The organism is Cobetia sp. 1CM21F (assembly GCF_023161745.1).
Taxonomy (GTDB): domain Bacteria; phylum Pseudomonadota; class Gammaproteobacteria; order Pseudomonadales; family Halomonadaceae; genus Cobetia; species Cobetia amphilecti.
Genome location: NZ_JALNTQ010000004.1, coordinates 225,764 through 238,521 on the forward strand (window position 1 = coordinate 225,764; position 12,758 = coordinate 238,521).

Genomic DNA, 12,758 nt, shown 5'->3' on the forward strand with positions numbered 1-12,758 from the left:
ACAACATCCGCCTCGCAGGGCAACACCGGCGCCGATGAGCGCCCCATGATCGAGCTCAAGGGCCTCAACAAGTGGTACGGCGACTTCCACGTGCTGCGCGACATCAACCTGAGCGTGCGCAAGGGCGAACGTATCGTCATCTGTGGCCCTTCGGGGTCCGGCAAGTCGACGATGATCCGCTGCATCAATCATCTCGAGGAGCATCAGGAAGGCGATATCGTGGTCAACGGCATGCCGCTGACCCAGGACATCAAGCAGATCGAGGCGATCCGTCGCAACGTCGGCATGGTGTTCCAGCACTTCAACCTGTTCCCGCATCTGACGGTGCTCGAGAACTGCTGTCTGGCGCCGATCTGGGTGCAGAAGCGGCCGCGCCGCGAGGCGGAAGCCGAAGCCATGAAGTACCTGGAGCGCGTGCGCATCGCCGATCAGGCTCACAAGTTCCCCGGTCAGCTGTCCGGCGGCCAGCAGCAGCGTGTCGCGATCGCGCGCTCGCTGTGTCTGAGCCCGGAAGTGATGCTGTTCGATGAGCCGACCTCGGCGCTGGACCCGGAGATGATCAAGGAAGTGCTGGATGTCATGGTCGAACTGGCCAATGAAGGCATGACCATGCTGTGCGTGACCCACGAGATGGGCTTCGCCAAGACCGTCGCCGACCGCGTCATCTTCATGGATCAGGGCCAGATCATCGAAGAGAACGCGCCGGAACCGTTCTTCAACAATCCGCAGTCCGAGCGGACCCAGCTGTTCCTCAGCCAGATTCTGGGGCATTGAGGCCACGGACTGATCGGATGCTGTAAGCCGAAAAAGAAAACGCCCCGCGTGATTTCCATCACGCGGGGCGTTTTCGTGTGTGAGCCGAAAGGTAGTCAGTGGGTGCTCACTATCAACTCATTCCTCTGAATAAAGAGGCTCGCCTAGAGGCTGGGCTCGGTGCGGCGTACTTCGCTGCTGTGGGTGTCTGGCAGCTCTTCATCGCTGCCCAGGCTTGGCTCCTGCGGCTTGGCCGCGGCCTTGGGCGATGCAGCGGCAGGTGTATCGGCAGATGTCGCCGTCGCCGCTGTGGCAGCGGGCGCTTCTTCGCCTTCGCGCGGCCAGGTGACGCTGCGCGGCTTGCCGACCCAGCTGTCGTCATTGTCGTGCACTGCAGGGCGGCGCGAGATGGAGCGGGTCACCAGCGCCGCGGCATCCAGGGTGTGATTGCCCCCGCGAATGCTCAGCAGGTGATGCGGCGCCATCAGCAACTCGAAGAGCAGGCGCGTCATCACGAAGGCCAGCAGGAAGCCACCGACACCTTGCGCCAGTATCGGCCACTGCGCGACCAGCGAATTGTCAGGCCCGATGGGCGTCAAGTGCTGCAGCGTCCAGCCGCTGGCAGCCGCCAGCAATCCCAGCTGCAACATCAGGTGAGCGGTGACCAGCACGCGCCGGGGCAGCGGGCGGCGCATCAGGAGCAGATTGCGCATCGAAACTTCTCCGAGAAAAGACCACAGGATGAGGGGAGCGGTGGCAGACGGGCAGGCGGCACCCCGCGTTGGGCGGATGTTAGCACGCACTTCGCCATCGACGTCATGTCCGGGAGTCGCGACGCCAGTGTCGGTTCCGGCAACGATGGAGGAGCGTTGCATGCGGCTTGCGGGGTAAAGGAAAGGCCGGGCATGCCGATACAGAGGGCGGCACGTACCGATGATGACGCCGGTACACCGCATGCCTGCATGCCTTGCCACCGAGGGGCAGACCGACGCGCTCTGCGCTGGCGCCCCCGGCCCCCTTCCCGATGGATTTGAACCAAGGAGTGGCGATGTTTGCCTCGTTACGTGCGCGCATCACGTTAGCCTGTGTGGCGATAGTGCTGGTGGCGCTGGTGGTCGTCAGCAGCCTGAATGCCTGGACCACGTTCCGCAATACGCATGCCGATGAGAGCGACTACCAGCAACAGTTGCTGAGATCGAACGCCGCCCAGCTGAGCCAGTGGTTCAGCGTGCATATCAACGCGGTGAGCGGCATCGCGGCCAGTAGCCTCGAGAACTTCCCCGATGCCGCCTTGACCCAGGCGATGAAGCAGGGCGACTTCAGCAAGACCTATGTCGGCTTCCCGGATGGTCGCTTCCGTTACTTCGATGGGCGCCCGGGGCGGGCGGGTTATGACCCACGCCAACGTGGCTGGTATCAGGCGGCGGTGGCGACCGGCAAGCCCGTCATCACGGCGCCCTATGTCGGTGCCACCAGTGGCGAACTGGAAATCAGCGTGGCGGCGCCGGTCTATCGCGGCTCACGGCTGGTCGCCGTGGTCAGTGGTGATCTGCCGCTGGCGTTCATCACCCGCACGGTTGCCGAACTCTCGCCGACGCCCAACAGCTTCGCCTTCCTGATCGATGATACCGGCACGCTGATCGCCCACCCGGATGATGCCCTGGTGCTCAAGCCGATGAGTGCACTCGCATCGGTGCTGACGCCCGAGACCCTGGCCAGCAGCAATCGCCTGGTGGCCGCTGGCCAGTCGGCACTGGTGGTCGATATCCAGCAGCGTAACTACCGCATGTTCAGTGCCGAGCTGGATTCGGCAGGGCTGGGCGACACCGGCTGGCGTCTGGCGCTGGCCCTGGATGTGGCCGACTCGGATGCACCGCTTTATGCCCAGCTGTGGACCACGCTGGCCATGACGCTGCTGGTGTTGCTGGGGGCCGCCGCCGTGATGTCGTGGATCGCCAGCCGCAGTCTGCGCGGCCTGGCGCTGGTGCGTGATGCACTGGTGGATATCGCCGCGGGCGAGGGCGATCTCACGCGGCGCATTCAGGTCAGCGGGCGTGATGAAGTCGCCGAGATCGGCAATGCCTTCAATCGCTTCGTCTCGACTCTCAATGGCGTGCTCAGCGAGATTCGCCTCGCCAGCGGCGCGGTGCAGACCGCCGCCGCCGAGATCAGTCAGGGCAGTCAGGATCTGTCGTCACGTACCGAGCAGGCGGCGGCCAATCTGCAGGAAACCTCGGCCTCGATGGAGCAGATTTCCGGCACCGTCGCCCAGTCCGCGGACTCCGCACATGAAGCTGACGGGCTGGCCAAGTCGGCCAGTGAGGTCGCGCGTCGCGGGGGCGAGGTGATCGGAGAGGTCGTCACCACCATGCAGGGCATCGATGATGATTCGCGCAAGATCACCGAGATCGTCAGTGTCATGGACTCCATCGCCTTCCAGACCAACCTGCTGGCATTGAATGCCTCCGTCGAGGCGGCACGCGCCGGCGAGCAGGGGCGTGGCTTCGCGGTGGTGGCCGGTGAGGTACGTACCCTCGCCCAGCGCTCTTCCGAGGCCTCGCGGGAAATCGCTACGCTGATCAGCTCCGCCAACGAGCGCACGCGCAATGGTGCCGAACAGGTCAGGGTGGCCGGCAGCACCATGAACGAGATCGTCGCCAGCGTCATGCGTGTCAGTGAGGTGATCGGCGAGATCAGCCATGCCACCCAGGAGCAGAATCACGGTGTCGGACAGGTCTCCAGCGCCGTGGCCGAGCTGGACCAGGTGACACAGCAGAATGCGGCGCTGGTGGAGGAATCCGCCGCGGCAGCGGATGCGCTCTCCGAGCAGTCGGCGCGTCTGGCCGAGATGGTGGGCCGCTTCCGTCTTGATGGCCCTGCGCAGCCGCCCGCAATGGCGCCGCGCAGCGCAGGCACCCTGTCCGCACAGGGCTCCAGTCCCCGTGCTGCCAGCCCCGTCGCATCAGAGGAGCTGGATTGGCAAGCCTGGTAAGGCCGTCAGCATGCGAGCCTGTCAGTCGCCAGTGACAGGCATCAGACGCCAGGGCCGCCCTTCGGGGCGGCCCTGGCGTTTTTGGGTTATCTGCTTGCCTGTCGACCTTCAGGCGTCGGGCTGACAGGGTGGTGTGCGGGAAATGAGCGGCAAGGGTTGAATGTGCGCAAGGGTGCCAGCATGTAGTCAATTGAAAGCGAAGCGATGATCGTCATTCTTCATCAACGACGCCTCACGAGAGACAGGGAGTGTGTAAATGGTTACTTACATCGTTGCTGCCGACGCCGCACGTGCACGTATCTTTGCCCGTGCCGCTGGCAAGGTCACCGAAGTGGAAAGCCTCGTACATCCTGAAAGCCGCCAGCATACCGGTGACCTGAGAACCGGTGGCAAGGGTGAATCCAGCGGCGGGCACGGCAGCCTGCATCAGACTGGCGATGATGGCGCGACCTCCGACAAGCATCAGGACTTCTTCGCCAAGGAAGTCGCGCAATACCTCAAGCAGACGGCCAATGACGGCAAGTTCGATCAGCTGATCATCGCCGCCGCGCCCAAGTTCCTGGGGGCGCTGCGCGACAAGCTCGACAAGCCGGTCGCCAAGCTGGTGACGGAAACCGTCGACAAGGACCTCTCCCACGAGAGCGCTGATGAGATCAAGGCACGTTTCACCGGCCTGACTCACTGATCACACCCCCGGCATGCAGAGACCAGGACGCCGCCAGCGGAAACGCTGGCGGCGTCTGTGTGTGAGCGGTCACTATTCCTGTGGGGCTCATGACGTGAGGTGGTAGTGTCAGCAGGCTCGGTTGCTGAAGGCCGTGCATGTGCGAATCACGGCACCTGCGGCAGGATGATCTCGTCACTGCGTGAGGCGCTGCCGCTCAGGTTGCGGCAACCGGCGACGAATTCGCGCATCGCCTGGGTGATGAAGCGGTCACGATGGTGGACGAAGCGATAGGCGCGCGTCAGCTCCAGCCATGGAGTGGGCAGCTCGACGAGGCTGCCGCGCCGAAAGGCATCTCTCAGCGCGAGACGCGAGATGCAGCCGATGCCGAGCCCCGCTTCCACGGCGCGCTTGATGGCTTCGGTATGTTCCAGCTCCAGCATGATGTCGAGGCGCTGGGAGACGCTGGTCGAAGGCCCGTCCAGATGTGGGCGCAATGCCTGCTCGAAGGTGCCGCGTGTGCCGGAGCCACGCTCGCGCATGATCCAGCGAGCCGCCAGCAGGCGCTCAAGCGTGACCTCGCCCTGTGCCAGCGGGTGTGATGGCGCACAGAAGATGCTCAGCCGATCACTGACCCAGTGGGTCGCCTCCAGCAGCGGGTGCTCCACCTCGCCCTCCACCAGCCCGATGTCCAGTTCGAAGTGCACCAGTTTGTCGATCAGCTGATGGGTGTTGTGCACGTGCAACTCGACGCGGCTGGCGGGGTGATGATGCAGAAAGTCACCGATGATCTGAGGCGCCAGATAGTTGCCGATGGTCAGCGTCGCGCCGATCTCCAGCGAGCCGGTGGCGTCCTGCTGACCGAGCAGCTGCTCCAGTTCCTCGGCCTGGTCCAGCAGCGCGATCGCCTTGGGCAGCAGCTCACGCCCCAGACCATTGAGCCGCAGGCGCTTGCCATGGCGATCGAACAGCCGGCAATCGAACTGACGCTCCAGCTCGGCCAGTGCCGTGCTGGCCGCTGATTGCGACATGGCCAGACTGTCGGCGGCCAGCGAGACATTGTCATGCCGCGCGACCGCCACGAAGACGGCCAGCTGGCGAAGGCTGTAGCGCATTCGACCTCCCGGGGCATGCAGTGAAGGGGCAGAGATGAGGAGGCGAAAGTGAACGCAACGCAGGATTCGCCGTCAGAGCGGGCAGACCCTGCACGATCGAGGTTGAAATGCGATTCATTCGCAACCAATATTGGTAAACTAGATAACCTATATCCAGATAAACCATTTAACGCATAACCCTGCAGTGACTACAATCGCTGCATAGTTCATTGGGTCATAAGCTGTTATTTGTTTATGCCAATAGAGAATATCGAATTCGAGGGGCCACGCCCCGGGAGGCCATCAGGTGAGCAGTCTGACCACAACCGAAGTCATCGACGTCCATCACTGGAACGATTCGCTGTTCAGCTTCCGCACTCAGCGTGAAGACAGCCTGCGCTTCAAGAACGGCCAGTTCGTGATGATCGGCCTGGAAGTCGAAGGCAAGCCGCTGATGCGCGCCTACTCGATCGCCAGCCCGAACTACGAGGAGCACCTCGAGTTCTTCTCCATCAAGGTGCAGGACGGCCCGCTGACCTCACGTCTGCAACACCTGCAGCCGGGCGATCAGATCATGGTCTCTCGCAAGCCGACAGGCACGCTGGTACTGGACGACCTGCTGCCGGGCGAGAACCTTTACCTGTTCTCCACCGGCACTGGCCTGGCGCCGTTCCTGAGCGTCATCCAGGACCCGGAAACCTATGAGCGCTATGACAAGATCATCCTGATGCACGGCGTGCGCCATGTCTCCGAGCTGGCCTATGCCGACATGATCGCGGAAGAGCTGCCCAAGCACGAGTATCTGGGCGAAGAGATCGCCGAGAAGCTGATCTACTACCCGACCGTGACGCGCGAGGAGTTCCGCAACCAGGGCCGCATCACGGATCTGGTCGAGAACGGCAAGCTGTTCGAGGACATCGGCCTGCCGCCGCTGGACCCGAAGCGCGATCGCGCCATGATCTGCGGCAGCCCGGCGATGCTCGACGACATCAGCGCCATGCTGGATGCGCGCGGCTTCGCCATCTCGCCGAAGATGGGCGTGCCGGGTGACTACGTGATCGAGCGTGCCTTCGTCGAGAAGTAAGCTTGTCGAGCAGTGAGGCTCAGCAGAGCATGATCCGCGAGCATCACGCATGAGCGACAATTGCTGAAACGAAAAAACCGCAGGCCGATGGCCTGCGGTTTTTTTGTGCTCATGTCACCCGTGGGGGCAGCACGTCAGTGCCAGGGGCTTGCGCCAGAGGCTCAGACGGCGTCCTTGCCGGTCTCGCCGGTACGGATGCGAATGACCTGCTCCAGCGGCGAGACGAAGATCTTGCCGTCGCCGATCTTGCCGGTGTTGGCGACATTGGTGATCGCCTCGATCACGGAATCGATCATGGCGTCATCCACCGCGACTTCCAGCTTCACCTTGGGAAGGAAGTCGACCACGTACTCGGCACCCCGATACAGCTCGGTGTGGCCCTTCTGGCGGCCGAATCCCTTGACCTCGGTCACGGTGATACCCTGCACGCCAATCTCCGACAGGGATTCGCGCACGTCGTCGAGCTTGAATGGCTTGATGATGGCAGTGACCAGTTTCATCGTGTCTCTCCTTGGGTGATGGTGCGGGTAACGAGGCCTGCTCGTCACGCCGGTCTCTGACTCAAGCATACACCGCTTATCCAGTCAGGAAAAAAGACTCCCGCCAGGTGGCGGGAGTCTTGATGCTGCAGGTGCTGTCGCGTCCAGGCTTACTTGCGGCTGGAGGTGAATTCCGGATAGGCCTCCATACCACATTCGGCCAGATCCACACCTTCGTACTCTTCTTCCTCGCTGACGCGAATCCCCATGATGGCCTTGATGATCAGCCACACCACGAAGCTTGCGATGAACACCCAGGCGAAGATGGAGGCGGCGCCCAGCAGCTGTGCGGAGAAGGTGGCATCGTCATTGGTCAGCGGCACGGCCAGCAGACCCCAGAGGCCAACCACACCGTGCACGGAGATGGCGCCGACCGGATCATCGATCTTCAGCTTGTCGAGACCGACGATGGAGAACACGACCAGCAGACCGCCGACGGCGCCGATCAGGGTGGCAGCACCGACGCTCGGAGCCAGCGGACCCGCAGTGATGGCGACCAGGCCAGCCAGCGCGCCGTTGAGGGCCATGGTCAGGTCGGCCTTGCGGAACCACAGACGGGCGAGGATCAGCGCGGCGATGACACCACCACAGGCGGCGGCATTGGTGTTGACGAAGACCTGAGCGACCGCGTTGGCCTCATCGATGTTGGACAGCACCAGCTCGGAGCCGCCGTTGAAGCCCAGCCATCCCAGCCACAGGATGAAGGTACCCAGCGTGGCCAGCGGCAGGTTGGCGCCCGGGATGGCATTGATCTCGCCATTCTTGCCGTACTTGCCCTTGCGAGCGCCCAGCAGCAGCACGCCTGCCAGTGCGGCGGAAGCGCCGGCCATGTGCACGATGCCGGAACCGGCGAAGTCGCTGAAGCCCGCTGCGCTCAGGAAGCCGCCACCCCAGGTCCAGTAACCCTGCACCGGATAGATGACGCCGGTCATGACCACGGCGAAGGCCAGGAAGGCCCACAGCTTCATGCGCTCGGCGACCGCACCGGAGACGATGGACATGGCGGTAGCCACGAACACCACCTGGAAGAAGAAGTCGGAACGTGCGCTGTAGTAGATGTCGCCACCGGAAGCGAGCGCTTCCTCAGCGGTATTCTCGGCACCGATCAGGAAGCCCAGGCTCGGCAGGAAGCCGCCTTCGGCGCTCGAGTACATGATGTGGTAACCGACGACCATGTACATGGTGCAGGCGATGGCGAACAGCGCCACGTTCTTGGTCAGGATCTCGGTGGTGTTCTTGGCGCGGACCAGACCGGCCTCGAGCATGGCAAAGCCGGCTGCCATCCATAGCACCAGGGCGCCACAGACCAGGAAGTAGAAGGTATCAAGTGCGTACTTGACCTCGATGATCTCGTTCATGCGGGGTTCTCCTTGTTATTGTGCGCGGGGCTCAGACAGCGTCGGCGCCGCGTTCACCGGTGCGGATACGGATGACATCGTCCAGCGGAGTGACGAACAGCTTGCCGTCGCCGATCTTGCCGCTGTTGGCCGCCTGGGTGATGGCGTCCAGTACCGATTCCACACTGCTGTCATCGACAGCCACTTCAATCTTGACCTTGGGAAGGAAGTCGACGACGTACTCGGCACCGCGATACAGCTCGGTGTGCCCCTTCTGACGTCCGAAGCCCTTCACTTCGGTGACGGTAATCCCCTGCACGCCGTTGTCGGCCAGTGCTTCTCGCACGTCGTCCAACTTGAAGGGTTTGATGATGGCGGTGATCAGTTTCATGTGCTGCCCCCGTTCGCTACCGGAATGATCATTCTTGTTAAGCATGGCCAGTCAGATGAGCTGGCGGCCTGTTCCTGACAAGTGCATCGCACGAGATGTGCCATGCGGCTGAAAATCCTTGTAACTCATCTGGTTATCGCAGGATGGCTGACAGTCTTTCGGCCTGTGCAAAGATGGCTGAATCCGAAGGTCACCTGGCATGCACCGTAATGGTGCTGTTTCTGCGCCTTTGGGTGTGGGGGAAAGTGCTAATGTGGTGCAGGTGTGTGCCTGCCGATGAGGATTGTCTGGTGCAGGACGATGCGGGGCATGCACCCGACTCCAGGGTTGCGTATCCTTGCAGCAGGACACGACGGCCCCATGTACAGGGGTGTCATCATTTTCTGACCGGCAGTCCGCACGACGCGGCCGCCGGCCCGCAACGGCTGAGGTGCAGCATGTTCAAGAATGACGTCATCGGGCGTATGGCCCAGCAGATCGGTGAGCGCCTGCAGGATGCCTCGCATGGCCCGGAAGAGCTGCAGAAGTCCGTGCAAGGGGTGATGCGCGGTGCCTTCGACCGCATGGAACTGGTCTCGCGTGAAGACTTCGACATCATGATGGATGTGCTGACGCGTACGCGCAGCCGCGTCGAGTCGCTGGAAAAGCAGGTCATCGCCCTCGAGGCACTGCTGGAAAAGCAGGGGCTGGTGGCGGGCAATGCACCGGCTGCCGAGCCCACCACGCCAGTGGATGACGAGGGGGAAGCCGCGGTAGCGAAGCGTGAAGCCGCCAGTCACGCCGCGGAAATCGAGCGCCAGCGCGACGCCTGATCCCGTCAGGTGACGGCTGAACCAAAACCGCCACGCCCTTTCGGGGCGTGGCGGTTTTTTGCGTCATGGGCGCCGCTGATTCTGAGGGGCGGCCTCAGGCAGTCTGGGGACGAGTGCCCAGCATCCAGCGCACCAGACCTACCAGTGAGGCGATGATCCAGAAGATCTCGATCACGAAGCTGGCGAGGTTGAAATTGATGCACAGGCTGATCAACAGCAGGATCGCCCCGCTCAGATTCATCAGGTTGTAGGTCAGGCTGCGGGCATCGAGTCTGCCGATCTGCAGCAGGAAGAAGGCGCCGACGACCAGAGTGGTGCCTAGCATGCCGATCACATCCGCCAGGGATGCCAGCGGGGCAAGCATGTCTTGCATGGGTAGTGCTCCTGAAACAAGCCGAAGTCGTCCTGAATGGCTGGCCCTTTCCGTGGGTTGGACGATTCTCTGCCGCGCAGCGGCGGCGTTCCGTGAGACAGCTTGGCGGTCATCCCGGCAAGGCCGGGACAACCGATCAAATATACAGCAGTCCCCGTCCGGCGGCACTCTTGTGGCTCTCTCGAGGACGCTATCGCCCCTGTATGAGCACTTTCTTGGTGCAGGCAGGTATCGAGTCGGCCTTACACCATGCCCATGTGACGAATGGTGGCGCTGAAATGCGCCAAAACAGGCGCTTTTGCGTGGAAAATGCTGCCAAAACCGCTACTTTTAACTCGCCGCGAGCGTTTGTCGGCAATGCTGGCAGCATAAGCGTCATGCCGGCGAGAGACCCGCAGCGTCAGCACCCAGGCGCGTCGCGGCGCGTGAAGCTGAAATGGCAGCCGCAGCTGCAGCCGCAGGGCGCCAGACGCTCTCAATCACCAGGCAGCAATAAGCCGCACCCAGCGCCAGGTCCTCAGGCGCCAATCCCCGAGTATCAACGACCCGATGCTCGTGCAAATTCCTCGAGCGCAGCGCATGCGCCTCGCTGATCTCTCCCTGACAGGCGCCTCATGAGCTCCTCTGGCTCAATCTCTGATCTCTGACATGGCTTTCATCACTCGACTGAGTCGATAGTCCAAGCACCCTGCCTGCAGTTATTGGGTTTAATTTCTGTTGGTTGGTGCTTGTGAGTTGAGATCGGGCTGTGGGTGTCCTGGTCCGACGTTGGCTCGCTTGATCATCGATGGCATCAGTGCCTCGAATGATGAAGTTTTGAGCGCTCAAAAAATGTCCACAAGCGATGATTATGTAATCTTATCCACAGCCTGCCTGTTTGTTACGTATCCAGTAATTGCGGGAGTCTGGGGCGTAAAGAAATTTACGTTATAGACGCAAGAATCGTCACCTGAACACGTATTTCCAGGCGGCGCATGGAAGTGTCGTGGGGGCATGCGAAGCCTTGCGGCAATTGTCGAGCGCCAGAGCGTTGAGGCGCTCGCCTTCTGGGGAGTATGAGGTTTGCCATGCTGGGAGGGTTGGCAGCGGTGTGTGCCTTCGCGCTCATGGCAGGCCAGTGCCTGCTCCGATTGCGCCGTGCAACTGAGAGGCGGCATCACGCAGGGAAGGCTCATGTCATTGGCAATGTTGCGCACGCGCGCGTCACTTGGTCTCGAGGCACCGGAAGTTCAGGTCGAGGTACACCTTTCCAACGGCTTGCCGGGGCTGTCCATCGTCGGCTTGCCGGAAGCGGCGGTGAAGGAGAGTCGCGAGCGGGTGCGCAGTGCGCTGCTCAATGCCGGGTTCGAGTTTCCGGCGCGCCGTATCACCCTCAATCTGGCGCCAGCGGATCTCCCCAAGGAAGGCGGGCGCTTCGATCTGCCCATTGCGCTGGGGATTCTGGTTGCCTCCGGGCAGATACCGGAAGAGGCCGTGGCAGCGATGGAGTGTCTTGGCGAGCTGGCGCTGGATGGCAGCATCCGCGCCGTGACCGGTGTGCTGCCAGCTGCACTCTGCTGTCGCAAGGCGGGGCGGACGCTGGTGGTGCCGCGCGGCAATGCCGACGAGGCGGCACTCGCCGAGGAGTTGGAAGTACTGGCGGTGGGCCATCTGCTGGAGCTGGTGGCTCACCTGCTGGGGCGCGAGCGCCTCACGCCGCATGTGTGCTCGATCATTCCCCAGGCGCGCCTGCCGGAGCCCGACCTGAGCGAGGTGCGTGGCCAGCATCAGGCACGCAGGGCATTGGAGATCGCCGCGGCCGGCGGCCACAACCTGCTGTTCGCTGGTCCGCCGGGCACCGGCAAGACGATGCTGGCCAGTCGCCTGTCCGGCATCTTGCCGCCACTGGGCGAAGGCGAGGCGCTGGAAGTCGCGGCGGTGCGTTCGGTATGTGGTCTGCCGATCATGGAGCGCTGGGGGCAGCGGCCATTCCGTGCCCCGCACCACACGGCCAGTGGGGTCGCGCTGGTGGGTGGTGGCTCCAAGCCGCGCCCGGGCGAGGTGTCGCTGGCGCATCATGGGGTGCTGTTTCTGGATGAGCTGGCGGAGTTCGACCGTGGCGTGCTGGAAGTGATGCGCGAGCCGCTGGAGAGTGGCCGTATCCTGATCTCGCGCGCCAGCCATCAACGCCGTTTCCCGGCGCGCTTCCAGCTGGTCGCGGCGATGAATCCCTGTCCCTGCGGCTACCTCGGCGACAGTCGCCGCAATTGCAGCTGCACCCCAGCGCAGATCCAGCGCTATCAGGCGCGTCTGTCCGGCCCGTTGCTGGACCGCATCGACCTGCAGGTCGAGGTGCCGGGCCTGCCCGCCGAGGAGCTGACGTCCGCCACTCCCGGCGAGGCCTCGGCCGGCGTGCGCGAACGAGTGCTGGCCGCTCGCGCGCGCCAATTGGCACGCGGCGGCCTGAATGCCCATCTGGATACCCACGCGCTGGAAGCCGCCTGTCAGCTGGAAGACGGCGAGCGCCAGTGGCTGGCCGGCGTACTGTCACGCCTCAATCTCTCGGCGCGCGCCTATCACCGGGTGCTGCGGGTCGCGCTGACACTCAGTGATCTGATCGATCAGGACGGTGTGCAGCGGCCGCAGCTGATGGAGGCCATCGGCTATCGCCAGCTGGACCGCATGATGGGCAGGGACCCGGCTCGCCCGGGGGCAGGCGCCCAGCAGCGCAGCGCCTGAT

Annotated in this window: 12 protein-coding genes; 6 read left to right on the forward strand and 6 right to left on the reverse strand. The window is 63.1% G+C overall.

Translation table 11 applies throughout. The features are described from left to right. The first annotated feature begins 45 nt into the window (after positions 1-45). A complete protein-coding gene (locus tag MSG32_RS14195; RefSeq protein ID WP_043331784.1) occupies positions 46-774 on the forward strand; it encodes an amino acid ABC transporter ATP-binding protein in 729 nt (242 codons plus the stop codon). A gap of 143 nt (positions 775-917) precedes the next feature. Here MSG32_RS14195 and MSG32_RS14200 read toward each other — a convergent pair whose 3' ends face one another. Next, a complete protein-coding gene (locus tag MSG32_RS14200; protein WP_248380359.1) occupies positions 918-1,466 on the reverse strand; it encodes a hypothetical protein in 549 nt (182 codons plus the stop codon). A gap of 335 nt (positions 1,467-1,801) precedes the next feature. Here MSG32_RS14200 and MSG32_RS14205 point away from each other — a divergent pair, with 335 nt between their 5' ends. After that, complete coding sequence (locus tag MSG32_RS14205) at positions 1,802-3,745, forward strand: methyl-accepting chemotaxis protein (RefSeq protein WP_248380360.1); 1,944 nt, start codon at positions 1,802-1,804, stop codon at positions 3,743-3,745. 256 nt (positions 3,746-4,001) lie between these two features. Continuing rightward, positions 4,002-4,430 (forward strand): host attachment protein, encoded by a 429-nt coding sequence (locus tag MSG32_RS14210; RefSeq protein ID WP_043331587.1) that lies wholly within the window; start codon positions 4,002-4,004, stop codon positions 4,428-4,430. A 146-nt stretch (positions 4,431-4,576) separates the two neighbouring features. Here the strand turns inward: MSG32_RS14210 and MSG32_RS14215 are convergent, their stop codons facing one another. Next, positions 4,577-5,524 carry a LysR family transcriptional regulator gene (locus MSG32_RS14215; protein WP_107335730.1) on the reverse strand — a complete coding sequence of 316 codons (948 nt, stop codon included), beginning with the start codon at positions 5,522-5,524 and terminating at the stop codon, positions 4,577-4,579. Between the two features lie 286 nt (positions 5,525-5,810). On the opposite strand from MSG32_RS14215, the gene MSG32_RS14220 reads away from it, so the two are divergent. After that, positions 5,811-6,587 (forward strand): ferredoxin--NADP reductase, encoded by a 777-nt coding sequence (locus MSG32_RS14220; RefSeq protein ID WP_043331585.1) that lies wholly within the window; start codon positions 5,811-5,813, stop codon positions 6,585-6,587. A 161-nt stretch (positions 6,588-6,748) separates the two neighbouring features. Here the strand turns inward: MSG32_RS14220 and glnK are convergent, their stop codons facing one another. From glnK to MSG32_RS14235, 3 genes are all read right to left on the reverse strand, one after another. Continuing rightward, complete coding sequence (gene glnK / locus MSG32_RS14225; RefSeq protein WP_024951507.1) at positions 6,749-7,087, reverse strand: P-II family nitrogen regulator; 339 nt, start codon at positions 7,085-7,087, stop codon at positions 6,749-6,751. 149 nt (positions 7,088-7,236) lie between these two features. Next, on the reverse strand, positions 7,237-8,484 hold the full coding sequence (locus MSG32_RS14230) for an ammonium transporter (protein ID WP_043331583.1): 1,248 nt from the start codon (positions 8,482-8,484) through the stop codon (positions 7,237-7,239). 31 nt (positions 8,485-8,515) lie between these two features. Next, positions 8,516-8,854 carry a P-II family nitrogen regulator gene (locus MSG32_RS14235; RefSeq protein WP_043331582.1) on the reverse strand — a complete coding sequence of 113 codons (339 nt, stop codon included), beginning with the start codon at positions 8,852-8,854 and terminating at the stop codon, positions 8,516-8,518. A gap of 437 nt (positions 8,855-9,291) precedes the next feature. Here MSG32_RS14235 and MSG32_RS14240 point away from each other — a divergent pair, with 437 nt between their 5' ends. Then, positions 9,292-9,666, forward strand: a complete 375-nt coding sequence (locus MSG32_RS14240; protein WP_107335729.1) for an accessory factor UbiK family protein — start codon at positions 9,292-9,294, stop codon at positions 9,664-9,666. Between the two features lie 94 nt (positions 9,667-9,760). Here MSG32_RS14240 and MSG32_RS14245 read toward each other — a convergent pair whose 3' ends face one another. Beyond that, positions 9,761-10,039, reverse strand: a complete 279-nt coding sequence (locus tag MSG32_RS14245; protein ID WP_197738695.1) for a hypothetical protein — start codon at positions 10,037-10,039, stop codon at positions 9,761-9,763. Between the two features lie 1,173 nt (positions 10,040-11,212). On the opposite strand from MSG32_RS14245, the gene MSG32_RS14250 reads away from it, so the two are divergent. Continuing rightward, positions 11,213-12,757 (forward strand): YifB family Mg chelatase-like AAA ATPase, encoded by a 1,545-nt coding sequence (locus MSG32_RS14250; protein WP_131431108.1) that lies wholly within the window; start codon positions 11,213-11,215, stop codon positions 12,755-12,757. The last annotated feature ends 1 nt before the right edge of the window (position 12,758 follow it).

What these genes read in the sequence shown, in the direction of transcription:
- MSG32_RS14195 (WP_043331784.1), top strand. Translation starts at nt 46, where the DNA reads ATGATCGAGCTCAAGGGCCTCAACAAGTGGTACGGCGACTTCCACGTG.
- MSG32_RS14250 (WP_131431108.1), top strand. Translation starts at nt 11,213, where the DNA reads ATGTCATTGGCAATGTTGCGCACGCGCGCGTCACTTGGTCTCGAGGCA.
- MSG32_RS14205 (WP_248380360.1), top strand. Translation starts at nt 1,802, where the DNA reads ATGTTTGCCTCGTTACGTGCGCGCATCACGTTAGCCTGTGTGGCGATA.
- glnK (WP_024951507.1), bottom strand. Translation starts at nt 7,087, where the DNA reads ATGAAACTGGTCACTGCCATCATCAAGCCATTCAAGCTCGACGACGTG.
- MSG32_RS14235 (WP_043331582.1), bottom strand. Translation starts at nt 8,854, where the DNA reads ATGAAACTGATCACCGCCATCATCAAACCCTTCAAGTTGGACGACGTG.
- MSG32_RS14210 (WP_043331587.1), top strand. Translation starts at nt 4,002, where the DNA reads ATGGTTACTTACATCGTTGCTGCCGACGCCGCACGTGCACGTATCTTT.
- MSG32_RS14230 (WP_043331583.1), bottom strand. Translation starts at nt 8,484, where the DNA reads ATGAACGAGATCATCGAGGTCAAGTACGCACTTGATACCTTCTACTTC.
- MSG32_RS14245 (WP_197738695.1), bottom strand. Translation starts at nt 10,039, where the DNA reads ATGCAAGACATGCTTGCCCCGCTGGCATCCCTGGCGGATGTGATCGGC.
- MSG32_RS14240 (WP_107335729.1), top strand. Translation starts at nt 9,292, where the DNA reads ATGTTCAAGAATGACGTCATCGGGCGTATGGCCCAGCAGATCGGTGAG.
- MSG32_RS14215 (WP_107335730.1), bottom strand. Translation starts at nt 5,524, where the DNA reads ATGCGCTACAGCCTTCGCCAGCTGGCCGTCTTCGTGGCGGTCGCGCGG.
- MSG32_RS14200 (WP_248380359.1), bottom strand. Translation starts at nt 1,466, where the DNA reads ATGCGCAATCTGCTCCTGATGCGCCGCCCGCTGCCCCGGCGCGTGCTG.